Consider the following 22,700-nt stretch of genomic DNA (forward strand, 5'->3'; position numbering starts at 1 on the left):
TTTCCGCTTGTTTTTCTGGACCCCTGCCCCCGAGGGAAAAGAAAGCTATCAACGCCGTCCAGCTGGCTCGACGTCAGGCACTCTCGTTTGTCGGGGGAGGTGTCAGTCAGCTGCCATAATAGTCCTGCAAGCTGCGGACTTCAAGCTGGTCCGGCCGGATCGCCGAAATCGCCGCCGCTGCCGCCACGGAAGCCGCCGCGGTCGTGTAGTAGGGAACCTTGCCCGCGAGCGCTGCCTGACGGATCGATTTTGAATCCATCAGCGATTGCCAGCCCTCGGTCGTGTTGAAGATCAGCGCGATATCGCCGTCGATGATCTTGTCGACGATATGCGGCTGGCCCTCGGCCACCTTGTTGACCCGCTCGACGCCAAGGCCCTGTTCGGCGAGATAGGACTGCGTACCGCCCGTGGCGATCACGCGGAAGCCGTGTTCGATGAGCCGCCGCACGGCCGGGACGATCACCGCCTTGTCGGTGTTCTTGACGCTGACGAAGACCGTTCCGGACTGCGGCGGGATCATGCCTGCGCCAAGCTGCGACTTGAGGAAGGCGGCCTCGAAGCCGGTATCGATCCCCATCACCTCGCCGGTGGACTTCATTTCCGGGCTCAGCACCGGGTCCGCGCCGGGGAAGCGCGCGAAGGGGAAGACCGCTTCCTTGACCGCCATGTACGGCAGGTCGCGCTTGAAGGGTTCGAAGCCCGCCAGTGGCTCGCCGGCCATCACCCGCGCGGCGATCTTGGCGACGGGCTGGCCGATGGCCTTCGCCACGAAGGGCACGGTGCGGCTGGCGCGCGGGTTGACCTCGATCAGGTATACCGTGCCGTCCTTCACCGCGAACTGGATGTTCATCAGGCCCTTGACGCCCAGCGCGAAGGCCAGCGCTTCGGCCTGGCGCTCCATCTCGGCGATGATCTCGGGCGAGAGGCTGTAGGGCGGCAGGGTGCAGGCACTGTCGCCCGAATGGACGCCCGCCTCCTCGATATGCTGCATCACGCCCGCGATCCGCACTTCGGTGCCATCGCACAGGGCATCGACATCGCATTCGATCGCGTCGCGCAGATACTGGTCGATCAGGACCGGGCTGTCCCCGCTGACGTTCACTGCGGTGGCGATGTAGCTGTCGAGCTGGGCTTCGCTGTCGACGATCTCCATCGCCCGCCCGCCCAGCACGTAGGAAGGGCGCAGCAGCACCGGATAGCCGATCCGCGCGGCGACCGCAGCGGCCTCGTCGCGGCTGCGGGCGATGCCGTTGTCGGGCTGCTTGAGCTTCAATTTGCTGACCAGCTTGGCAAAGCGTTCGCGGTCTTCGGCAAGGTCGATCGCATCGGGCGAGGTGCCGAGGATCGGGATACCCGCGTCCTCCAATGCCTGCGCAAGCTTCAGCGGGGTCTGCCCGCCGAACTGGACGATCACCCCGAGAAGCTCGCCCCGCGCCTGCTCGACCCGCAGGATTTCCAGCACGTCCTCGTCGGTCAGCGGCTCGAAATAGAGCCGGTCGGAGGTGTCGTAATCGGTCGAGACGGTTTCGGGGTTGCAGTTGACCATGATCGTCTCGAAGCCCTGTTCCGCAAGCGCGAAGCAGGCGTGGACGCAGCAATAGTCGAACTCGATCCCCTGCCCGATGCGGTTGGGACCGCCGCCGAGGATGACGATCTTTTTCCGGTCGGAAGGGTCCGCCTCGCACTCGGGGGCACCGAAGCTCGGGGCCTCGTAGGTCGAATACATGTAGGGCGTGATCGCCTCGAACTCGGCAGCGCAACTGTCGATCCGCTTGAACACGGGGAAGACACCGAGCTTGTGGCGAAGGCTGCGCACTTCCTCCGCGCTGGTCGCGCCGGCCATGGCGACCAGCGCGTCGTGAAGCAGCCCGGAACGCTCGGCCTGGGTTTCGGCAAGCCCGCCTGCCACCCCCACCGATCGCACCGCGAGCGTGGCGAGGCGCTTGTCGGAAAAGCCCATCGCCTTGAGGTGTCTGAGGCCCGCCGCATCGCGCGGCAGGCCGTCCTTCTGGAGGTCCTTCTCGGCCGTGATGATCGCCTCGATCTGGCGCAGGAACCACGGGTCGTAGAAGGTGACGGCCGCCACGTCCTCGACCGAAAGCCCCTCGCGGAAGGCCTGGGCGACCTTGAGCAGCCGGTCCGGAGTGCGGCGCGAGAGGGCGGCGGTGATGACCTCACGGCCCGCACCTTCGAGCTCGGTGACGCGGTTGAACCCGTCGAGCCCGGTCTCGAGCCCGCGCAGCGCCTTCTGGACACTCTCCTGGAAATTGCGCCCGATCGCCATGACTTCGCCGACGCTCTTCATCGCGGTTGACAGGTCATTGGCCGCGCCCTTGAACTTTTCGAAGGCGAAGCGCGGGATCTTGGTGACGACGTAATCGATGGTCGGCTCGAAGCTCGCAGGGGTTGCGCCGGTGATCTCGTTGGTGAGCTCGTCCAAGGTGTAGCCGACCGCAAGCTTGGCCGCGACGCGGGCAATCGGGAAGCCCGTCGCCTTCGACGCCAGCGCCGAGGAGCGGCTGACGCGCGGGTTCATCTCGATGACGATCAGGCGCCCGTCCTTGGGATTGACGGCAAACTGCACGTTGGAGCCGCCCGTCTCCACGCCGATCTCGCGCAGCACCGCGATGCTCGCCGAGCGCATGATCTGGTATTCCTTGTCGGTCAGCGTCAGCGCCGGGGCGACGGTGATGCTGTCGCCCGTATGCACCCCCATCGGATCGACGTTCTCGATCGAGCAGATGATGATCGCATTGTCCTTGCGGTCGCGCACCACCTCCATCTCGAACTCCTTCCACCCGAGGAGCGATTCCTCGATCAGGACTTCGGTGGTGGGCGAGGCATCGAGACCCTCGCGCACGATCTGGTCGAACTCGGCCTTGTTGTAGGCGATCCCCCCCCCGGTGCCGCCGAGGGTGAAGGAGGGCCGGATGATCGAGGGCAGCCCGGTGCGTTCGAGCACGGCGCGGGCCTGTTCGAGCGTGTTGGCAACCCCCGAGCGCGCGCTTTCCAGCCCGATCGCATCCATCGCCTCGCGGAACCGCTGGCGGTTTTCGGCCTTGTCGATGGCGTCGGCCTTGGCCCCGATCATCTCGACGCCGTATTCGGCGAGCACGCCCATCGCGTCGAGCTTCAGCGCGCAGTTCAGTGCGGTCTGCCCGCCCATGGTGGGGAGCAGCGCATCGGGCCGCTCCTTGGCGATGATCTTGGCGACGATTTCGGGCGTGATCGGCTCGATATAGGTCGCGTCGGCAAACTCCGGATCGGTCATGATCGTCGCCGGGTTGCTGTTCACGAGGATAACCCGATATCCCTCCTCCTTCAGCGCCTTGATCGCTTGGGTGCCCGAGTAATCGAACTCGCAAGCCTGACCGATGATGATGGGCCCTGCGCCGATGACGAGGATCGAGGAAATGTCGGTTCTTTTGGGCATCAGGATTCCTGCTCGGAAAAGGCGAAGGTCAGCTTGGTGTAGCGGTTGACGTAGGGCAGCACGTCGGGCTTTGAGGCAGCGCTGCCGAAGACGAAGGTGCAGTTGCGGCGGATGTCGATCAACCGGTCCCCGTCGCGCGCCATGATGTAGGAGAGGACGTACCACGAGCGCGGCGCATTGCGGCGGCCGATGACGTCGAGCTTTTTCACCGTTTCGGTGCCGCTGACGAGGCGTTCGCCGTCAATAAAACCCTGTTCGCGGCGCGCTGCGGCCACCGCCTTGTGGCGTCTGGCGGGGTCGAAGTCTTCCTCGCTGAACGGGCCTTGGGAGGCGGCGATGCGGCAGTCCATCCGGCCCGCGACAGGGTAGCGGGTGCCTTCGTCATGCAGCACGGGCCGCCAGAAGGTGATGACCGGGAGGCCGGTGTCGGGCGAGGCATCAAGCGTCACCGAGCCATCGCCCTGAAACGCGACGCCCTCGGCGATCTCGGCACCGGGCCAATCGGCGACAGGCGCAGGGTTCTGGGCGAGGGAAGCGGTTGAAATGGTTGCCAGAGCAGCGACGAATGCTGTACTCCCCTTCCCCATGGGGAAGGGGTAGGGGATGGGGGTAAGACAGTAGTGGAAAAGCGCCTGACCAGCCTCGCGCGCAAGCTTCGCAACCAACCCACGGACGCCGAACACCGCGTCTGGCAACACCTGCGCGCCAGCCAACTCGAAGGCGTCAAATTCACCCGCCAATACCCCATCGGCGACTTCATCGCCGACTTCGCCTGCCGCTCCTTGCGTCTCGCCATCGAACTCGACGGCGGGCAACACGCCGACAGCCCCACCGACGCGAACCGAACCCGCATCATCGAAGCCCACGGCTACCGCGTGATCCGTTTCTGGAACAACGAGGTGCCGGGGAATATCGATGGGGTGCTGACAGTGATAGCCGAGGAAATCGCCATCGCACGAAATGAGCGCTGACGCGCCCCCCTTCCCCTGGGGGAAGGGGCTGGGGGATGGGGGTGCGACGCCCGAAATGACGCCCTGCCCCCTCACCGCCGAACCCCCATCCCCAACCCTTCCCCGAGGGGAAGGGAGAAGAGAGCGCGGCTTTGCACGGCGCCTTCGCATGACTTCAGTCCTCGAGACCAAAATGTGCCTTGCCTGCTTCCATGAGTTGTAAAAAGGCCTCCCGGCTCAGCCGGATGTTCTGCGAGCGAGCACCAAGGTGCACCCGCTTTTCCGAACCATAGGAATTAAGCTGCAAAAATTTCTCACCCGAGAAAACAAGCGGCACAATCCGTCCTCCGATCGCTTCGGGCTGGTCGCGTTCTCGACCCTGAACATCGAGGTCAAACTCTCTGATAACGGCCATAGGTCAGCTCCCCAGCCCCCCGACAAACTTCTCGAACAGATAGAAGCTGTCCTGCGGCCCCGGCGACGCCTCGGGGTGATACTGCACCGCAAACGCCTTCTTGCCGCGAATGGAAATCCCGCAATTCGTCCCGTCGAACAGCGAGACGTGGGTCTGCTCCACCCCATCGGGCAGGTTCGCGGCATCCACCGCAAAGCCATGGTTCATCGAGGTGATCTCGACCAGCCCCGAGGTCTCCCCCCAGCCCTCGCCGACGCGCTGCACCGGATGGTTCGCGCCGCGATGGCCCTGGTGCATCTTGATCGTCTTGGCGCCCGCCGCCAGCGCGAGCATCTGGTGGCCGAGGCAGATGCCGAACAGCGGCACGTCGGCATCCAAGAGCGCGCGGATCACGGGCACGGCATGTTCGCCGGTCGCCGCCGGATCGCCCGGGCCATTGGAGAGGAACACGCCGTCGGGCTTGAGCGCCATGACCTCGTCGAACGATGTTTTCGCAGGCACGACGGTCACCCGCGCCCCCGCCTTCACCAGATTGCGAAAAATATTGTCCTTCGCGCCGTAATCGATCGCGACCACATGCGGCTTGGCGTCAAACGCCGCGCGGCCATAGCCCTTGCCGAGGCTCCACGATCCGCCCGCCCATTGCTCGCCGCCCTCGCGGGTGACGCGGATCGCGAGGTCCATGCCTTCGAGGCCCGGCCACTCGGCCGCGCGCTTCACCAGCGCGGGAATGTCGAACCTGCCGTCGGGCGCATGGGCGATCACTGCGTTGGGCGCGCCGCTCTGGCGGATGCGGCGGGTGAGCGCGCGGGTGTCGATGCCGGAAAGGCCGATCTTGCCGTTCCGCGCCATCCACTCGGCGAAGCGCTCGGCCGAGCGGAAGTTGGAGGGCTCGGTCACATCCTCGCGCACCACGCAGCCGACCGCGCCTTCCACGCGGCTCTCGATATCCTCGCCATTGGCGCCGACATTGCCGATATGCGGGAAGGTGAAGGTGACGATCTGCGCGGCGTAGGAAGGATCGGTCATCACTTCCTGGTAGCCGGTCATCGCGGTGTTGAAGCACACCTCGCCCACCGCAGAGCCCGCCGCGCCGAAGCCCCGGCCCCACACCACGGTGCCATCGGCCAGAACGAGGACTCCCGTCGCGCCAGAAGGTTGCGCGCGAGAAGATGCGGGGTCGGCCATGGGGCGCTCCGTTACAGTTGATCCGGCGATGGTGCTAAGTTTTGCCCGCTAGGCCCGCGCGGCATCCGCGTCAACCTAGGCTTGGCGCTGAATTTGCGTTAGGGGCGCGCGGCATAGAACCCTTCCACAGGAATGAGCAAAAAATGATCCGTGACGCTATCAAGGCCGCCACCATTGCCGCGATGAAGGCGGGCGAGAAGGACCGCACCGCCGCGCTCCGCCAGATTTCGGCCAAGATCAAGGACCGCGACATCGAGGAACGGACCGCCGCGCAGCCGGTCGCCGATGACGATGTGCTGGTGACGAGCGTGCTCCAGAAGATGGCCAAGCAGCGCCGCGAATCGATTGAAATGTATGATGCAGGCGGCCGCACCGAACTTGCCGCAGTCGAGCGCGCGGAGCTTGCGGTGATCGAGGAATTCCTGCCGCAGATGATGGACGAGGCCGCCACCACGGCCGCGATCGAGGCGATCAAGGCGGACCTCGGCGCATCCAGCATGAAGGACATGGGCGCGGTGATGACCGAACTGCGCGCGCGCCACGGCGCGGTGCTCGACGGAAAGCTGGCGAGCGGGCTGGTGAAGGCGGCGCTTTCGTGATTGGTTGCGTGCCCCCCTTGCGCGGGCACGTCCTCGGTGCAGTTCCTCCGCTTCGCTCCGGGCACTTGCGGCTCGCGCACGTGCGCTCGCGGCCCGTCCGTTGGCGGGCCGAGGGTGCGCTTCGCTTGGATTGACGCAGTATCCACACGGGGTGCACAGTCCCTTTGCCCGCCGCCTCGACACGCGCCCGTTAGAGGACCAATGAATACCCATGGCGATCACCCCGCAATGGAAGGACGAGCTGCGTGCGCGGATCACGCTGTCTTCGCTTGTCCAGCGATCGGTGAAGCTGACGCGGGCGGGCCGCGAATGGAAGGGGTGCTGCCCGTTCCACGACGAGAAGACGCCGAGCTTCTACGTCAACGACCAGAAGCAGTTCTACCACTGCTTCGGCTGCGGCGCGCATGGCGATGCGATCAGCTGGATGGTGGACAGCCAAGGCCTGCAATTCATGGACGCGGTCAAGGAACTGGCGGGCATGGCCGGGATGGAGGTCCCTGCCCCTGATCCGGTGATGGCGAAACGCGCCGAACAGCGCGCCAGCCTGATCGACGTGACCGAAGCGGCGCAGCGCTTCTTCGCCGAGAGCCTCGCCGGGCCGGGCGGCGGCGCGGCGCGCGCGTACCTGCAACGGCGCGGCTTTTCGCCGGAAGTGATGCGCGAATTCGGCTTCGGCTGGGCCCCGGACGACCGGCAGGCCCTCCCCCGCGCGCTCCCGCAGTTCGGCGAGGAGATGCTCGAGGGCACCGGAATGCGCGCGAGCAACGACCAGGGCGAGCGCTACGACCGCTTCCGGGGCCGCGTCATGCTCCCCATCCACGACGCACGCGGGCGCGTGATCGCCTTCGGGGGGCGGATCCTCGCCAAGCGGGATGGCGTTGCGAAATACCTCAACTCGCCCGACACCGAGCTCTTCGACAAGGGCCGGACGCTCTACAACCTCCACCGCGCCGCCCCCGCCGCGCGCCAGTCGGGCCGCGTGGTGGTGGTCGAGGGCTATATGGATGTGATCGCGCTCGCCAATGCGGGGATTGCCGATGCGGTCGCGCCGCTGGGGACGGCGCTCACCGAAATGCAGCTCGAGCTGCTGTGGCGCATGACCGAGGTGCCGGTGCTGTGCTTCGATGGCGATGCCGCGGGGCAGAGGGCGGCGATGCGGGCGATTGCCCGGGCGCTGCCGATGCTGGCGCCGATGCGCTCATTGGGGATCGTGCGGCTGCCCGCCGGGCTCGATCCCGATGACCTTGTCAAGCAGCAGGGCGCCAGAGCAATGGAGCAATTGCTGAGCCGCCCCGCCCCGCTGATCGACACGCTGTGGGAATTCGAACGCGATGCGCAAGCCCTTGCGACGCCCGAGGCCAAGGCGGGGTTGAAGGCGCGGCTGATGGCGCATGTCGAGACCATCGCCGATCCCGAGATCAAGAGCCTCTATCGCCGCGAGCTTTCCGACCGCTTCTCGGCCTTTGCCTACCCGCCGCGCGAACACAAGGGCCTTGGCCGCGCCGCGCCGAATGCGCGCAGCCTGTTCGGCCAGCGCGCAGGATGGCGCGGTGCGGCCCTGCCTGCGCCGGGCTTGTCGGATGCCGCGCGCGAGCAGCTTTCCGCAATCATGGCCGGGGGCCAGCGGCTCGGTCTGCTCCAGGCCGTGCTGGCCGGGCTCGCGCGCTATCCCGGGCAGATCGCGCGGCACACCGAGGCGCTCATCGGCCTTGCCCGGCTGGTGCCCGATGCCGCACCTGCCATCGAATCGCTCCTCGAACTTGCAGAAACGCTTGATTCGCGCGGGCCAACCGCCATATGCACTCCCAAGCAAGGCCAACCCGCCCCGTCGGCAGATATCCGCTACGCCTTTCTCGAAGAAGGCACCGATCCCGACGCTGCGTGCGAGGAGCTGGCTGAAGCTGTGTCGCTGCTGGTCGAAAGACCGGCGCTTGAGGCTGCGCTTGCGGCCACGATCGCGCGCTTCGACAGCGATCCGGAAGGATCGTTTGCGGAGCAGACCCGTTTGCGTGCACAGCTCATCGCAACCGAGGATAGATTGAAGGCCTTCGGACGCCGCAAGGCCGCCGCGCCGGCCAGGCTCGAGGCCGGCACGGACGATACGCCCTGACCGGGGCACACATGGGATCAACAGGCGCCCCGCCATCCGGCAGGTCGCCCGGCAACGGATAGACGCAGGAAATATGGCCGAGAAGGAAGATGCCCCGCTGATCGACCTCAACGAGGCTTCGATCAAGAAGTTGATCAGCAAGGCGAAGAAGCGCGGCTACGTCACCTATGACGAATTGAACGAGGCGCTGCCCTCGGGCGAGATGAGCCCCGACCAGATCGAGGACATCCAGACCGCGCTCTCCGAAATGGGCGTGCAGATCGTCGAAAGCGACGAGGACGCCGAGGCCGAGGCCGAGGAACGCGAGGAAGGCGAGAGCGAAGACGTTGTCGCCGATGACGACGATGACGACGATGATGGCGACCGCAAGGCGCCCAAGGATGCGCGTGCCGCCAACAAGAAGCTCGCCACCGGCGAGCGCACCGATGATCCGGTGCGCATGTACCTGCGCGAGATGGGCGCGGTCGAACTGCTCAGCCGCGAAGGCGAAATCGCCATCGCCAAGCGCATCGAGGCCGGCCGCGACATGATGATCATGGGGCTGTGCGAAAGCCCGATCACCTTCCACGCCATCATCCAGTGGTCGGAAGCCTTGAACAACGGCGACATGCAGCTGCGCGAGATTCTCGATCTCGACGCGATGCTCTCCAAGGAACCGCCGGCCGAGAAGATGGCCGAAGGCGCCGAGGATGACGACGACGACGAAATCTCCGAAGCCACCGCCGGCCCGACGATCCGCGAGGACGACGAGGTCGAGGAAGAGCCCGAGGAAAGTGACGAGGACGAGGACGGCGAGCCCCGCCAGAAGCGCGAAGAGGAAGAGGAGGAGGACAACACCCTCTCCCTTGCCCAGATGGAAGCCGCGCTGAAGCCCGAGGCGCTGGAGCGCTTCGCCCGCATCACCACCTTGTTCAACGCCTTCGAGAAGCTCCAGGGCGAGCGCGTCGATACGCTCGCAGAGGGCAATGCCTTCCCCGCAGCCAAGGAAACCAAGTACGAACAGCTTCGCGAAGACCTCACCGCCGAGGTCGAGAGCGTGCAGTTCCACGCGACCAAGATCGAATTCCTGGTCGACAACCTCTATGCCTTCAACCGCCGCCTGACCACGCTGGGCGGCCAGATGCTGCGCCTTGCCGAACGCCACAAGGTCAAGCGCGTCGACTTTCTCACCGCCTATGTCGGCAACGAGATGGACGATGCCTGGATCAGGGAGCGCGCCAAGAAGGACAAGAAGTGGGCCGCCTTCCTCGAGCGCGAGGAAGACGCGATCGAGCGCATCCGTTCGGAAATCGCCGATATCGCCGCGCAGACCGGCATGAGCCTCACCGAGTTCCGCCGCATCGTCAACATGGTCCAGAAGGGCGAGCGCGAGGCGCGTATCGCCAAGAAGGAAATGGTCGAGGCGAACCTCAGGCTGGTGATCTCGATCGCCAAGAAATACACCAACCGGGGCCTGCAATTCCTTGATCTTATTCAGGAAGGCAATATCGGGTTGATGAAGGCGGTCGACAAGTTCGAATACCGCCGCGGCTACAAGTTCTCGACCTACGCGACGTGGTGGATCCGGCAGGCGATCACCCGCTCGATCGCGGACCAGGCGCGCACCATCCGCATCCCGGTGCACATGATCGAGACGATCAACAAGCTGGTCCGCACAAGCCGCCAGTTCCTCCACGAAGAAGGCCGCGAGCCGACGCCGGAGGAAATGGCCGCGCGCCTCTCCATGCCTTTGGAGAAGGTGCGCAAGGTGATGAAGATCGCCAAGGAGCCGATCAGCCTCGAAACCCCCATCGGGGACGAGGAAGATTCGCACCTCGGCGATTTCATCGAGGACAAGAACGCGATCATCCCGGTCGATGCCGCGATTCAGGCGAACCTCAAGGAAACCGTCACCCGCGTGCTGGCGTCTCTGACGCCGCGTGAAGAACGCGTGCTGCGGATGCGCTTCGGGATCGGGATGAACACCGATCACACGCTCGAGGAAGTCGGCCAGCAGTTCTCGGTGACGCGCGAGCGGATTCGCCAGATCGAAGCCAAGGCGCTGAGGAAGCTCAAGCATCCGTCGCGGTCGCGCAAGATGCGGTCGTTCTTGGACCAATGAAGGATCATACGAATGCAGTGGTTCGTAAAGCAAATGACCCTTCAGGAGTAGTCAGACTTTCAGGAAAAGTTTGAAGCGCTTTATGTTGCTTTGGGCGGGCCTGCCGACGATGCCGTTTTCGAACGTGGCGACTTTGGGTCGCCGAATTCGGAAATTTTTGTGACCAGTAAAGATATTGCTTTTCAGGCACTCTGTCCGGGCGCGTGGCAAGAAGCTGCGAAGCCATCTGGGCCAAGGCTCCATATGCTGATTGGGCATCACGACTTTTGTGAGAGACATGGAATTGACGTCGGCGTTTAATCTCGCTGAAAGGTATTTCGTGAGGTATATTTGCCTCGCGGCGCTCGCATCTTCAACCTGACACTCGGAATCTCAGATCGTGCTGCCCTGATAAGAGCCACTAGCTTGGTGACGCCGGTGATCCGATTGTAAGCGTCGGTCGAAAAAGCAACGCGACGGGGTGGAGATTCCCCGTCCCAACGCCTATAGCCCCCCCATGCGCATCGCCATCGCCTCCGATCACGCGGCCGTAGACCTCAAGGCCGAGCTTGCCGAATGGCTTGTCGAGGAGGGCCACGAGGTCGCCGACCTCGGCCCGGAACCCGGCACGAGCGTCGATTATCCCGATTACGGCTATCGCCTCGCGGAAATCGTCGCGGAAGGCACTGTCGAATTCGGGATCGCGCTGTGCGGCAGCGGCATCGGCATTGCGATCAGCGTCAACCGCCACCCGCAGGTGCGCTGCGCTCTGGTCTCCGAGCCGCTGTCGGCTGCCCTCGCGCGCGAACACAATGATGCCAATTGCATCGCAATGGGCGCGCGTCTCGTAGGGATCGAGATGGCGAAATCCTGCGTTGCGACCTTTCTCGACACAGAATTCGCCGATGCCGGCGATCCGGCCGGGCGTCACCAGCGCCGGGTCAGCAAGCTCGGCAAGCCGCCCTTCCAGCCCGATCACATCGAGACCCATCAATGAGCACCGCCCCTCTCGACTTCGCCGCCCGCACCTCTCCGATGGACGGGTTCTGGCACAATGATCTTGCCCACGCCGATCCCGAGATCGCCGCGGCCATCGGCAAGGAACTCGCCCGCCAGCGCGACAAGATCGAGCTGATCGCCTCTGAAAACATCGCCTCGCGCGCGGTGCTCGAAGCGGCCGGATCGGTTTTCACCAACAAGTATGCCGAAGGCTACCCGGGCAAGCGCTACTACGGCGGCTGCGACTATGCCGACGTGGTCGAAACCCTTGCCATCGAGCGTGCCAAGCAGCTGTTCGGGTGCAACTTCGCCAACGTCCAGCCCAACTCGGGCTCGCAAATGAACCAGGCGGTGTTCCTTGCCCTGCTCAATCCTGGCGACACCTTCATGGGGCTGGATCTGAATTCCGGCGGGCATCTGACGCACGGCTCGCCGGTCAACATGAGCGGCAAATGGTTCAATGTGGTGTCCTACGGCGTGAGCCGCGAGACCGAGACCATCGACATGGACGAGGTCGCCGCCAAGGCCCGCGAACACAGCCCCAAGATCATCATCTGCGGCGGCACCGCCTATTCGCGCACCTGGGACTTCCCCGCCTTCCGCGCCATCGCCGATGAAGTGGGCGCAGTGCTCTTGTGCGACATGAGCCACATTTCCGGCCTTGTCGCAGGCGGCGCGCACCCCTCGCCCTTCCCCCATTGCGACATCGTCACCTCGACCACCCACAAGAGCCTGCGCGGGCCCCGTTCGGGCATCATCCTGTGGAATGACGAGAAATACACCAAGCCGCTCAACATGGCGGTATTCCCCGGGCTTCAGGGCGGCCCGCTGATGCACATCGTCGCGGCCAAGGCGGTGGCCTTCAAGGAAGCGCTCGATCCGTCCTTCAGCGATTACGCCCACCGCATCGTCGCAAACGCCCGCGCGGTGGCGGCAAGCCTCGAGGAAAACGGCCTGCGCATCGTTTCAGGCGGGACCGACAACCATTCGATGCTGGTTGACCTCACCGCCAAGGACGTCACCGGCAAGGATGCCGAGAAGGGTCTCGACCGCGCCTTCCTCACCTGCAACAAGAACGGCATCCCCTACGACACCCGCTCGCCCTTCGTAGCCAGTGGCATCCGGCTCGGCACGCCCGCCGGCACCACCCGCGGCTTTGGCCCCGAGGAGTTCCGCGCCGTCGGCAAGCTGATCGCCGAAGTGGTCGAGGGCCTTGCCAAGAACGGCCCCGAGGGCGATGCGCAGATCGAAGAGAGCGTGCGCCAGCGGGTCGCCGCGCTGTGCGCCGCCTTCCCCGTCTATCCCGGCATGTAAGGAGCTGCCACGATGAACGAACCGAACGGGCGTCAGGACTGGGTCGAGGACGTCAAGGCCGAAGTCACCGGCATGGCCAGGGAAGGGATCAACCACCCCTCGACCGCGCCGGTGCTGACCGGGGCGGCGATCGGTGCCGTGGCCGGGGCGATCCTGCCGGTGATCTCCTGGCCACTTGGCCTGATCGCCGGGGTGGGCTTCGCGCTTTATCAGAGGGTCAAGAAGTAACCCCCTGAATGCGCTGCCCCTTCTGCGCCCATGACGATACCCAGGTAAAGGACAGCCGCCCGACCGAGGACAATGCCTCGATCCGGCGCCGTCGCCAGTGTTCGTCCTGCGGGGCGCGCTTTACCACCTTCGAGCGCGTGCAGCTGCGCGAGGTCGTGGTGGTGAAGTCCGGGGCCAATGGAGAGCAAGGGCGCCGCGAGCCCTTCGACCGCTCCAAGCTCGAACAATCCATCGCGCTTGCCTCGCGCAAGCGCGGAATCGACCAGGAGCGGCTCGACCAGCTGATCAGCGGCATCCAGCGCCAGGTCGAAACCTCGGGCGAGGCGGAAGTGCCCTCCTCGCATATCGGCGAGCTGGTGATGGAAGGTTTGCGGCAGATCGACAGCGTGGCCTATATCCGTTTCGCCTCGGTCTACCGCGATTTCTCCGAAGCGCGCGACTTCGAGGAATTCGCGAGCACCGTGCAGCAAGCCGCGAAAGAATAAGCAGATCATGTCAGGTCTCAACAAGCCGGTGATCGTGCTGGTGCGCCCGCAGCTGGGCGAGAACATCGGCAAGGCGGCGCGCGCGATGCTCAATTTCGGGCTGACCGAGATGCGGCTCGTCGCCCCGCGCGACGGCTGGCCCAACCCTTCGGCGGGTCCAGCTGCAGCGGGCGCGGATGTCGTGCTCGAACAGGCGCAGGTGTTCGAAACCACCGCCGCAGCGGTTGCCGACTGCGCGCATGTCCACGCCACCACCGTCAGGAAGCGCGGCGTCACCAAGCCGGTGATCGGCGCCGACGAGGCCGGACGGCAGGTCCACACCCTCGCCGGCCGCCACGCGATCATCTTCGGCCCGGAACGCTCGGGGCTGGAGACCGAGGACGTGGCGCTCGCCCGCAATATCCTGACCGTGCCGATCAATCCCGAATTCGGTTCGCTGAACCTCGCGCAGGCGGTGATCCTTGTCGCCTATGAATGGGCGCGCATCGGCCGCGAGATCGCCGGTGCCGGGGAAGCGCTGGTGCAGCCGACGCGCGAGGACGCCCTCCCCCCCGCCCCCCAGGACGAGCTCGACGGCATGATCGCGCATTTCGAGAAGCTGCTGGAACCGCGCGGCTATTTCTTCCCGCACTCGCGCGCAGGGGCGACGCGGCGGACGCTGCGCGGATTGCTCACCAAGCCGGGCTGGAACCATCTCGAGGTGCGCACCTTGCGCGGCATCCTCAGCAGCCTCGAACGCCCGCCCGAGGAATAGCCGTTCGAAAAGCGGTCACGCGAACGTAGCAAAAATGCCGCAATATTTCGATAGGCCACGGGGAAGTCGCCAACGGGGCCAGCAAAAACAGATGCGGATTGTCGAACCCGTTGCCGCGCCGGCCTGTGCGCTTGATCCTCAGGCCTGGCCCGACCATTCCCAAGCCCGGATGACCCGCGATTTCCTGCTGTGGCGGCACCTGCGCGTCATCCGCGCGCGCGCCATGCGCCACGCCCATCTGATCGCGGACAGGCTGCGCGGCACGGCAGGCCCGCGCGCGGCGCGCTCGGTCTACGGGGTCGTGATGGAAAGCAACTGGGCGGACCGCACCTTTGCCTATTGCCAATACGGCACCTACGGGCCCTACCTTGCCGATCTGCTCGCCAGCATCGACCGGCCTTTCGCCTTTCTCGACATCGGCGCAAATCAGGGCCTGTTCTCGCTGATTGCGGCGCAAAATCCCATGTGTGAGCGGATCGTCGCGCTCGAACCCGTCCCCGCGACGCACCGGCTGCTCGCCGCCAACCTCGCGCTGGCGGAGCTGGGCGAACGGGCGCTGGCGCTCAATGTCGGGCTGTCGGACACCGCGGGCATGCACGCCATCACCATCAACCCGGTGCACAGCGGCCAGGCGAGCCTCGAGGCGCATATGGCCGAGCGCAGCGACTGCGAGAGCATCACGATCGAACTCGTCACCATGGCGGGGCTCGACGCGCATCTCCCGCCGGGCCTGCCACTGTTCGTCAAGATCGATGTCGAGGGGCACGAGCCGGTCATCATCGAGGAACTGCTCGCCTCGCGCCATGCGGCCAATGTGATCGGCATCTTCTACGAGCACGACAACCGCTGGACCGACAACGCCACGATTTGCCGTGCGCTCTACCGCGCGGGCTTCGCCAAGCTGAAGCGCTTCGGGCGGGGCAAGCACTTCGATGTCCTCGCCGGCCCCTCGCCCGTGCCGCTCGAACGGATCCCCGCCTTCGAGCAGGGCATCGCCGAGCCCCATCGCCAACGCGCCTGAGGAGCGCCAGGCATCTGACCGCTTGACCTGTGGCAGGTTCCTGCTATGCGCGCGCCTTCGCAAATGGGCCCTGCACCCCGGTGAAGCAGGCGCCGCGTCGGGAGTTTCGTTCCGACGGAGCGATGCCGGGTTGAATGGTCGGCACTGGGCCGATCCAGCACATTGAAGGATACGACGTATGTCGAAGCGCAAGAGCGCCAAGCACAAGCTTGACCGCCGCATGGGCGAAAACATCTGGGGCCGCCCGAATTCCCCGGTGAACAAGCGGTCCTACGGTCCCGGCCAGCACGGCCAGCGCCGCAAGGGCAAGATGAGCGACTACGGCCTCCAGCTGCGCGCCAAGCAGAAGCTCAAGGGCTATTATGGCGACGTCACCGAAAAGCAGTTCAAGCGCAACTATCTCGAAGCCTCGCGCATGAAGGGCGACACCAGCCAGAACCTGATCGGCCTGCTCGAACAGCGCCTCGACATGGTGGTCTACCGCGCCAAGTTCGCGCCGACCATCTTCGCCGCGCGCCAGATCGTCAGCCACGGCCACATCTATGTGAACGGCCAGAAGTGCAACATCGCCTCGCGCCGCGTGAACGTGGGCGATGTCGTCAGCCTCGGCAGCAAGGCCAAGGAAATGGCGCTGGTGATCGAAGCGCAGAGCCTGGCCGAGCGTGACATCCCCGACTACGTCATGCCCGACGGCACCGACAAGGTGACCTTCACCCGCGTGCCGAAGCTCGACGAAGTGCCCTATCCGGTGACGATGGAACCGAACCTGGTGGTCGAGTTCTACTCGCGCTGATCCTTCGCGGTATCGCAAGAGACACAAAAGGGCGGTCCCGCGGGGCCGCCCTTTTTGCCTGGCTCAGCCGCGCATCGCCCAATCGATCGCCGCCGCCATGCATGCATCCCGCCCGGCGGCAATATCGGCGATCGTGCGCGGGATGAACACGTCCGGATCGACGCCGGCATCGGGCTGCGGCGCGGCCGGGTAATAGCCGATCAGCGGCACATCGAACTCGATCCCCGATTGCGGCAGGCGCACGAAGAAATAGGCCCCGCCGTTGATCCCCCTGAGGTTCCCGCCCGAAGTCTCGCCGAACAGCTGCACCAGCCCCGATTCCTTCGCCCGCCGCGCAAAGGAGAAGGTCGCCGAACTGCACACGGGCGAGATCAGCGCCGCCACCGGCGCGCTGAGGCGCGGCGATCTGGCGGGAATGACGTCGGTCTCCTCGCTCTGGCCGGGGAGCTGGTAGAACCCGCCGCCGACATCGCTGGCGCCGACCCCCATCTTGCGGAAGCTGCGGTCCCAGGTATCGAGAAAAGGATCGAGCGCCGTCGGCGTTTCGCGAAAGCGCACCAGTTGGCGGTATCCGGGGAACTGGATGTCCTTGTCGGTCAGGCGCGAGAGGATCGCGTTCCCGCACTCGTTCCCGCCTTCGTTGTCGCGCAGATCCACCACAAGGCCGCGCGCGCCCGAAAGGCTCGCAAGCCGCTCGTCGAGCCAGCCCTGCCAGTCCCACCGGGTGTTGTACATCACCCAGGTCGGCATGGTGAGCACCGCGACATCGCCGCGCATCTCCCAGGTCCACAGCGGGGTGGTCTTGCCATCATCCTCGGGCACCGTGATCGCCGCCTGCCGCGCCGCAAGGCCGATTGCGGGGAATTCCGCAGCAAACTCGCTCCCGTCGGGACGCTGCGCCGTCAGGCGGGTCACCCCGCCTTCGGGGGGCAGCAGCAGGCCCTGATAGATGTCGAAATAATCGAAACGATCGGTGTTGCGCATCTCCAGCTGGACGCGGCGCTTGGCATCATTGTGGCCATCGGCGCGGGTCAGGGGGAGGAGGCGGTAGAGGATGTCGGAGACCGGCAAGCCATTGAGCGTGATGATCCGCGTGCCGGGGGCAAGCTTGCCGGTGCCGCTCAGATCCGCGGTCACCACCATCGCATCGCCCAGCCACGCGAAGGCGAAGGGCACCCGTGTCGGGCGGTCGAACAGCTCGGCGGTGAGGGCGTCGGACTGGTTGTAGAAATTGCACTGGGTGTGCCCGCAGCGGATCGCCGAAAGGAAGCGCTGGATCGCCACGAAACGATCGGCGCGGGTCTCGGCGCGGGCGAGGGCCGTCTCGAGGCACACCAGCCCCGCCTCGATCTCGCGCGGGGAGTTGTAGCGGTAGAGGCCGGGATGCAGACCGAGCGCGCCGCGCAGGACCGTCATGTCGTCGGGCGTGCCCGCGCCTTGCGCCGCAAGCGTCCCGGGAAGCATCGTCAGCGCCGTGCCGCCCGCTGCCAATCGCCCGCCCGCGCCGATGAAACCCCGCCTGTCCAGCATGATCGTCTCCTTGTCGTCAGGAGGCCCGGATGCCCTCTCGTATGGCGGCCTGCGCTGCAAAAGCGCATGGGACGCGGATTATTCGGGTTTTGAGACGTCCGCCCGCGCGCGATATTCGGACGGCGTGCAGCCGTATTCGGCACGGAAAGCGCGGTTGAAGCTCGCCTTGGAGCTGAACCCGGCTTCGAGCGCGAGGTCGAGCAGATCATCGCCGCGCCCCGCCGCCAGCGCCTCGGCCACGCTCTCGCAGCGCAGACGGTTGACGAAAGTCGAGAAGTTCACCCCCAGCCCCTCGTTCAGCGCGCGTGAAAGGTAGCCGGTGTTGGTGCCGAGCCGCCGCGCCAGCAAGGCGAGGCTGAGATCGGGATCGGTGTGCCAGCGCCTGTCGCGGGTGGTGCCCGCCCATTCCTCGCCAAGCGCCGCCCAGTCCCGCTCGGGCACGGTGTCGAGAGCAGGGACGGCGATCATCGGGAAGCGGCGGTCGGCATGGCGCAGACCCTGAATGCCCAGAAACAGCGCGATTGCCGCGATCGCCAGATAGAGCCCCATCAGCCCGGTATAGCCCAGCGGGGTGATGAAGTCCCATACCCCGAACAGAGTCCACACCGCCAGAAGGATGAACAGCGCCGCCATCGCCTGCCCCAGCCAGCCCAGCGCATAGCGATGCTCGTCGGCGACCTGCTGCGGCAATTCGGTGCGGTAGCGGATAATGAGCGCAAGGCTCGCGCGGCCATAGGCGGCAAGACCGATCATCACCCCAAGCCCGGCGAGCGCGTTGTAGAGGGGGGCCTGAAGCCCCAGCCAGGCATCCTTCACCGGCAGCGGCAGGGCGACAAAGCAGACGGCGAGATAGGCGAACTGCACCATGGCCGGGGCGAGGTGCCAGATGCCCCGCTGCGGCCAGTGCCCGTTCACCAGCGCGTGGACATAGATCCAGAAGAGCGGCGCCGCCGCCAGCGTGATCGCGACCGGCACGAAGCTGAGCCACTGCCACCGGTCATAGAACCCCGCAAAGCCGATCATCCAGGGGGTGATGATGCCCGCCAGCACCACCAGCAGCGCGGCCAGGGTCCGGTTGGAGGCGCGGTTTTCAAGCGGCCGCAGCAGCGCGGCGGCGATCAGCAGCAGCTGGATGAAGGCCACCAGCAGCAGCGCGGTGCGCCAGCCAAAGGCGAGATCACTCATTCCCCCCCGCCGCGTGCCGGTTCAGGCCCTGATCCTGTCCCACTCGTTGAATTCATAGGCGATCGAGCCTTCGACAAGCCGTTCCCAGATATCGCCGACGACGTCGCCCGGGATGCCATGGGCCTGTGCCTCGGCGATGGCGGCGGCAATCACGCTCGCTTTCCTCGCCTCGTCACGCACCGCCTCGCGGCCCGGCTTGATGCGGGCGGCGGCGCGCATGTAGCCGAAGCGCTTTGCCAGCAGCGCGACCAGCTCGCGGTCCAGCGCATCGACCCCGGCACGCACCTCGGGCATGGTCTGGCAGTCGTCGGGGGCGCGCGGTGTATCCTTCATGGCGCTCGCCCTAGGCGGTGCAGGCCGGACTTGTCGAGTGCCTTCGCGCGAAGCTCACTTGCGGCCCAGCGCAGTGTCGAGAAACTGTCCGATATCGGCCAGCATCGCGGCGCGCACGGCACTGTCGCCCAGATCGTGCTGCAAATCGGGATACTCGCGGTAGAGCACCGATTTGCCCGCCGCCTTCAGCGCCGCCTCCATCCCGCGCGAATGGCGCACCTCGACATTGAGGTCGAGCGTTCCGTGGAACAGCGCGACGGGCGCGGCAAAGCGCGCGGCGAAGCGGCGCGGGCTGCCGGCGGCGACGTGATCGCCGGTTCCGATCTGGTCCTTGACGATGCGCGCGGTGGTATAGGCGCGCGCGTCATCCACGAGGTAGCCGAGATCGGTCACCGGCGCGATCGCCACCACCGCCTTGAACAGCGCCGGATCGAGCACCTGCGATTGCAGCGCGGCATAGCCCCCGTAAGACCAGCCCGCGATGGCAAGCTGGTCGGCCCTGGCGATCCCCTGCGCAACCAGCCAGCGGCCCGCATCATTGACATCGCCGATCGCGACGTCCCACGCCTTGAAGCCGTTGCGGCCGTACCAGGTCTCGCCATAGCCTGCCGAGCCGCGGTAATTGGGCTGGAGCACGGCAAACCCGCGCGCGGTGAGGAACTGGACGATCCAGTCGAACCCCCATTCGTCGCGCGCCGCAGGGCCGCCATGGGGCAGGACCACAGCGGGAAGCCCCCTGCCGTCCGAGCCCGGCGGGAGGGTCAGATAGGCCGGGATCGGCGTGCCGTCGGCCGCCGGATAGGTCACCGCCTGCATCTTGCCGAGCGGCACATTGGCCAGATTGGCGCGCACCGCGATCAGCGGCTCGAGGGTGCGGGCCGTCCGGTCGAACAGGTAGACCATGCCCGGCTGGGTATCGGAGGAGGCAATCAGCAGCAGCCGGCTCTCGTCCGCGCTCGCGCCGACGATGTTGACCACCGGCTTGTCGGGCAGCGCCTTGCCGAGATCGGCGGCGATCTTGGCCAGCGCCGGGTCGAAATAGGCGATGGCGCGCTTCTCGGTCGCGTAGCTCGCGCCTACCGCGCGGCGCTGGCGGCCGATGCGCAGCAGGGTGTCGACATCGACATCGCTGCGCGCGAGCAGGAGCTTGCCCGCGCCGCTCCCGTCGAGCGGGAATTCGGCGATGGCGCTGAACCCGTCCTTTTCGATGAAGCCGAAGGCGACATTGCGCTGGCTATCGACCGAGCGCGGGACGAAGGTGGCAACAGGCTGGCCGTCGATCGTCAGGCCCTCGAAGGGCTTCCAGCTGTCGCTATCGGCGGTGCGGTAGAAATAGAGGGTCCTGCCGGTCGCAAGCCCGTTGCCATCGCGCAGCGAGCGCACCTTGATCCGCACCCGCCCCGCCGCATCGGCGACATAGCGCGAGGCCATCTTGTCGGGGGTCTCGTAGACTTCGTGCTTGCCACTTGTCGCATCGACCAGATCGATCCCCATCCCCTCGGCCTCGCTCGCAAGGCGGGTGCCGGTGGTGTTTTCGGGGACGTAGTTGCGGGTCAGCAGCACCTTGCCGGGCTCACCGGCCACATCGAGCGCGATCACGTCGCCGCCGAATTGCAGCGCTTCCAGCGCGAGCGCCGACTGACGCATCGTCAGCACCCTGGCCTTGGTCCCGTCATCATCGAGGGCGAACAGGCGGTCATAGGGCAAGAGCAGCCCGTCCTCGTTGCGCGTCATGCCATAGACCTGGCACACGATCCGCGTCTCGGTCGCCCATTCGCATTGCTCGAGATCGGACTGGACATCATTGTTGACGGTGATGACTCTGGGCTTGGCGTCGCCCGCAAGGTCGATGACGGTCAGCACTTCGGAGGAACCGGGACCGGCCGAGACGTAGACGATCTTGCTGCCCGAGGGCGACAGGCTGATGTCGCGCACCGTCTCGCGCGCGCCGAAGAGCTGCGCGGTCCGGGCAAGATCGTCCGTCGCAGCGGCGGCCTGCTGGGCGGCGAGCGCAGCCGGCGCTGCGGCCAGCACACAGGCGGTGCCCGCGCGCAGCAGCGCGGAAAATGCGGCAGATGTCATGCAAAGCTCCAACCCGGGAAGCGCCGAGGATAGCAAGCAGCGCGCAGCCTTCAAGCCTTCGGGTGCAGATAATCGGCGCGGAACTGCTTGGCGAAGCGCGCAAAACTGTCCGCCGCAATCGCGTCGCGCATCGCCTGCATCAGCGATTGATAGAAGCTGAGGTTGTGCTCGGTAACCAGCATCGCGCCCAGCATCTCGCCCGATTTGACGAGGTGGTGGATATAGGCGCGCGCATAGGTGGTGCAGACCGGGCACCGGCAGCGCGGATCGAGCGGTCCGGTATCCTCGGCGTGGCGCGCATTCCTGAGGTTGAGCGGCCCTGCCCATGTGAAGGCCTGCCCGTTGCGGCCGGACCTCGTGGGCAGCACGCAATCGAACATGTCGATGCCCCGTTCGACCGCGCCGACGAGGTCATCGGGCTTGCCGACCCCCATCAGATAGCGCGGGCGATCGGCGGGGAGCATGCCGGGCGCATAGTCGAGCACGCCGAACATCGCCTCCTGTCCCTCGCCCACCGCAAGGCCGCCCACCGCATAGCCATCGAAGCCGATGTCGGTGAGCTGGTCGGCGCTGATGCGGCGCAGGTCCTCGTGGAGCGCGCCCTGCTGGATGCCGAACAGCGCGGCGCGGGACGCGTGCTCTTCGCCACTGTCGAACCCGTCGCGGCTGCGCCTTGCCCAGCGCATCGACAGCTCCATGCTGGCGGCGATCTCGTCGCGCGGGCGATCGGCGCGGGGGCATTCGTCGAAGGCCATGACGATGTCGCTGCCGAGCAGGCGCTGGATTTCCATGCTCCGTTCGGGGGAAATCATGTGCTTGGAGCCATCGAGATGGCTGCGGAATTCAACCCCCTCCTCGGTGAGCTTGCGCAATTCGCTGAGGCTCATCACCTGATAGCCGCCGCTGTCGGTGAGGATCGGGCGCTCCCAGTTCATGAAGCGGTGAAGCCCGCCAAGCCGCGCGACACGCTCGGCGCCGGGGCGCAGCATCAGGTGGTAGGTGTTGCCGAGGATGATGTCCGCGCCGGTCTGGCGCACCGCCTCGGGCTTCATCGCCTTGACCGTGGCCGCCGTGCCGACCGGCATGAAGGCAGGCGTGCGGATCTCTCCGCGCTGCATCGCGATCGTGCCGGTGCGCGCCTTGCCTGAGGTCGCGTGGAGCGTGAAGGAAAAACGGGGGGCGGTCATTGCGCCGGTGCCCC

General features: G+C 66.0%; 20 protein-coding genes. 11 read left to right on the forward strand and 9 right to left on the reverse strand.

The window, feature by feature from the left end; genetic code table 11:
• Window positions 1–106: 106 nt before the first annotated feature.
• The gene (gene carB, locus D620_RS0101415) at window positions 107–3,433 is read right to left on the reverse strand and encodes a carbamoyl-phosphate synthase large subunit (RefSeq protein WP_017663996.1); all 3,327 of its coding nucleotides are present in this window, start codon (window positions 3,431–3,433) and stop codon (window positions 107–109) included.
• Window positions 3,433–4,020, reverse strand: a complete 588-nt coding sequence (locus D620_RS0101420) for a hypothetical protein (RefSeq protein WP_017663997.1) — start codon at window positions 4,018–4,020, stop codon at window positions 3,433–3,435. Before D620_RS0101420 ends, carB begins: the two co-directional genes overlap by 1 nt.
• Before the next feature lie 33 nt (window positions 4,021–4,053).
• On the opposite strand from D620_RS0101420, the gene D620_RS0101425 reads away from it, so the two are divergent.
• A complete protein-coding gene (locus D620_RS0101425; protein WP_017663998.1) occupies window positions 4,054–4,404 on the forward strand; it encodes an endonuclease domain-containing protein in 351 nt (116 codons plus the stop codon).
• Window positions 4,405–4,558: 154 nt separating this feature from the next.
• On the opposite strand, the gene D620_RS14405 is transcribed toward D620_RS0101425, so the two are convergent.
• Together D620_RS14405 and carA are read right to left on the reverse strand one after the other, a co-directional pair.
• Entirely contained in the window at window positions 4,559–4,798 is a 240-nt protein-coding gene (locus tag D620_RS14405; RefSeq protein WP_017663999.1) for a hypothetical protein, read from the reverse strand.
• Window positions 4,799–4,801: 3 nt separating this feature from the next.
• Complete coding sequence (gene carA / locus D620_RS0101430) at window positions 4,802–5,986, reverse strand: glutamine-hydrolyzing carbamoyl-phosphate synthase small subunit (protein WP_026091868.1); 1,185 nt, start codon at window positions 5,984–5,986, stop codon at window positions 4,802–4,804.
• A 143-nt stretch (window positions 5,987–6,129) separates the two neighbouring features.
• Here carA and D620_RS0101435 point away from each other — a divergent pair, with 143 nt between their 5' ends.
• From D620_RS0101435 to rpsD, 10 genes are all read left to right on the forward strand, one after another.
• Window positions 6,130–6,585: a GatB/YqeY domain-containing protein gene (locus tag D620_RS0101435; protein WP_017664001.1), complete on the forward strand. Its 456-nt coding sequence runs from the start codon at window positions 6,130–6,132 to the stop codon at window positions 6,583–6,585.
• A gap of 211 nt (window positions 6,586–6,796) precedes the next feature.
• Window positions 6,797–8,695 carry a DNA primase gene (gene dnaG, locus D620_RS0101440; protein WP_017664002.1) on the forward strand — a complete coding sequence of 633 codons (1,899 nt, stop codon included), beginning with the start codon at window positions 6,797–6,799 and terminating at the stop codon, window positions 8,693–8,695.
• Window positions 8,696–8,768: 73 nt separating this feature from the next.
• Complete coding sequence (gene rpoD, locus D620_RS0101445) at window positions 8,769–10,796, forward strand: RNA polymerase sigma factor RpoD (protein WP_017664003.1); 2,028 nt, start codon at window positions 8,769–8,771, stop codon at window positions 10,794–10,796.
• Between the two features lie 496 nt (window positions 10,797–11,292).
• Window positions 11,293–11,772 (forward strand): RpiB/LacA/LacB family sugar-phosphate isomerase, encoded by a 480-nt coding sequence (locus D620_RS0101450; protein ID WP_017664004.1) that lies wholly within the window; start codon window positions 11,293–11,295, stop codon window positions 11,770–11,772.
• The gene (gene glyA / locus D620_RS0101455; RefSeq protein WP_017664005.1) at window positions 11,769–13,088 is read left to right on the forward strand and encodes a serine hydroxymethyltransferase; all 1,320 of its coding nucleotides are present in this window, start codon (window positions 11,769–11,771) and stop codon (window positions 13,086–13,088) included. The genes D620_RS0101450 and glyA overlap by 4 nt, the downstream gene beginning before the upstream one ends.
• A gap of 12 nt (window positions 13,089–13,100) precedes the next feature.
• Window positions 13,101–13,316 (forward strand): hypothetical protein, encoded by a 216-nt coding sequence (locus D620_RS0101460; RefSeq protein ID WP_017664006.1) that lies wholly within the window; start codon window positions 13,101–13,103, stop codon window positions 13,314–13,316.
• A gap of 8 nt (window positions 13,317–13,324) precedes the next feature.
• Window positions 13,325–13,801 carry a transcriptional regulator NrdR gene (gene nrdR, locus D620_RS0101465; protein WP_017664007.1) on the forward strand — a complete coding sequence of 159 codons (477 nt, stop codon included), beginning with the start codon at window positions 13,325–13,327 and terminating at the stop codon, window positions 13,799–13,801.
• 7 nt (window positions 13,802–13,808) lie between these two features.
• Window positions 13,809–14,555: an RNA methyltransferase gene (locus tag D620_RS0101470; RefSeq protein WP_017664008.1), complete on the forward strand. Its 747-nt coding sequence runs from the start codon at window positions 13,809–13,811 to the stop codon at window positions 14,553–14,555.
• Window positions 14,556–14,724: 169 nt separating this feature from the next.
• Window positions 14,725–15,576 (forward strand): FkbM family methyltransferase, encoded by an 852-nt coding sequence (locus D620_RS15615; protein WP_017664009.1) that lies wholly within the window; start codon window positions 14,725–14,727, stop codon window positions 15,574–15,576.
• A 178-nt stretch (window positions 15,577–15,754) separates the two neighbouring features.
• Entirely contained in the window at window positions 15,755–16,369 is a 615-nt protein-coding gene (gene rpsD, locus D620_RS0101480) for a 30S ribosomal protein S4 (protein WP_017664010.1), read from the forward strand.
• Window positions 16,370–16,432: 63 nt separating this feature from the next.
• On the opposite strand, the gene D620_RS0101485 is transcribed toward rpsD, so the two are convergent.
• The 5 genes from D620_RS0101485 to tgt all read right to left on the reverse strand — a co-directional run bounded on the left by D620_RS0101485 (window position 16,433) and on the right by tgt (window position 22,686).
• Window positions 16,433–17,899 carry a S41 family peptidase gene (locus D620_RS0101485; protein WP_017664011.1) on the reverse strand — a complete coding sequence of 489 codons (1,467 nt, stop codon included), beginning with the start codon at window positions 17,897–17,899 and terminating at the stop codon, window positions 16,433–16,435.
• Window positions 17,900–17,977: 78 nt separating this feature from the next.
• Window positions 17,978–19,084 carry an AraC family transcriptional regulator gene (locus tag D620_RS0101490; protein WP_017664012.1) on the reverse strand — a complete coding sequence of 369 codons (1,107 nt, stop codon included), beginning with the start codon at window positions 19,082–19,084 and terminating at the stop codon, window positions 17,978–17,980.
• 21 nt (window positions 19,085–19,105) lie between these two features.
• Complete coding sequence (locus D620_RS0101495) at window positions 19,106–19,417, reverse strand: chorismate mutase (protein WP_017664013.1); 312 nt, start codon at window positions 19,415–19,417, stop codon at window positions 19,106–19,108.
• Window positions 19,418–19,471: 54 nt separating this feature from the next.
• Window positions 19,472–21,499 (reverse strand): alpha/beta hydrolase family protein, encoded by a 2,028-nt coding sequence (locus D620_RS0101500; RefSeq protein ID WP_017664014.1) that lies wholly within the window; start codon window positions 21,497–21,499, stop codon window positions 19,472–19,474.
• Window positions 21,500–21,549: 50 nt separating this feature from the next.
• Window positions 21,550–22,686: a tRNA guanosine(34) transglycosylase Tgt gene (gene tgt, locus D620_RS0101505; protein WP_017664015.1), complete on the reverse strand. Its 1,137-nt coding sequence runs from the start codon at window positions 22,684–22,686 to the stop codon at window positions 21,550–21,552.
• Window positions 22,687–22,700 lie beyond the last annotated feature (14 nt).

The sequence above is a fragment of the Porphyrobacter sp. AAP82 genome (assembly GCF_000331285.1).
Lineage (GTDB): Bacteria > Pseudomonadota > Alphaproteobacteria > Sphingomonadales > Sphingomonadaceae > Erythrobacter.

Coding starts and splice junctions, on each gene's coding strand:
- tgt (WP_017664015.1), bottom strand. CDS start 22,686: ATGACCGCCCCCCGTTTTTCCTTCACGCTCCACGCGACCTCAGGCAAG.
- carA (WP_026091868.1), bottom strand. CDS start 5,986: ATGGCCGACCCCGCATCTTCTCGCGCGCAACCTTCTGGCGCGACGGGA.
- D620_RS0101495 (WP_017664013.1), bottom strand. CDS start 19,417: ATGAAGGATACACCGCGCGCCCCCGACGACTGCCAGACCATGCCCGAG.
- D620_RS0101470 (WP_017664008.1), top strand. CDS start 13,809: ATGTCAGGTCTCAACAAGCCGGTGATCGTGCTGGTGCGCCCGCAGCTG.
- D620_RS0101490 (WP_017664012.1), bottom strand. CDS start 19,084: ATGAGTGATCTCGCCTTTGGCTGGCGCACCGCGCTGCTGCTGGTGGCC.
- carB (WP_017663996.1), bottom strand. CDS start 3,433: ATGCCCAAAAGAACCGACATTTCCTCGATCCTCGTCATCGGCGCAGGG.
- D620_RS0101460 (WP_017664006.1), top strand. CDS start 13,101: ATGAACGAACCGAACGGGCGTCAGGACTGGGTCGAGGACGTCAAGGCC.
- D620_RS15615 (WP_017664009.1), top strand. CDS start 14,725: ATGACCCGCGATTTCCTGCTGTGGCGGCACCTGCGCGTCATCCGCGCG.
- dnaG (WP_017664002.1), top strand. CDS start 6,797: ATGGCGATCACCCCGCAATGGAAGGACGAGCTGCGTGCGCGGATCACG.
- D620_RS0101435 (WP_017664001.1), top strand. CDS start 6,130: ATGATCCGTGACGCTATCAAGGCCGCCACCATTGCCGCGATGAAGGCG.
- rpsD (WP_017664010.1), top strand. CDS start 15,755: ATGTCGAAGCGCAAGAGCGCCAAGCACAAGCTTGACCGCCGCATGGGC.
- nrdR (WP_017664007.1), top strand. CDS start 13,325: ATGCGCTGCCCCTTCTGCGCCCATGACGATACCCAGGTAAAGGACAGC.
- D620_RS0101450 (WP_017664004.1), top strand. CDS start 11,293: ATGCGCATCGCCATCGCCTCCGATCACGCGGCCGTAGACCTCAAGGCC.
- D620_RS0101500 (WP_017664014.1), bottom strand. CDS start 21,499: ATGACATCTGCCGCATTTTCCGCGCTGCTGCGCGCGGGCACCGCCTGT.
- rpoD (WP_017664003.1), top strand. CDS start 8,769: ATGGCCGAGAAGGAAGATGCCCCGCTGATCGACCTCAACGAGGCTTCG.
- D620_RS14405 (WP_017663999.1), bottom strand. CDS start 4,798: ATGGCCGTTATCAGAGAGTTTGACCTCGATGTTCAGGGTCGAGAACGC.
- D620_RS0101485 (WP_017664011.1), bottom strand. CDS start 17,899: ATGCTGGACAGGCGGGGTTTCATCGGCGCGGGCGGGCGATTGGCAGCG.
- D620_RS0101420 (WP_017663997.1), bottom strand. CDS start 4,020: ATGGGGAAGGGGAGTACAGCATTCGTCGCTGCTCTGGCAACCATTTCA.
- glyA (WP_017664005.1), top strand. CDS start 11,769: ATGAGCACCGCCCCTCTCGACTTCGCCGCCCGCACCTCTCCGATGGAC.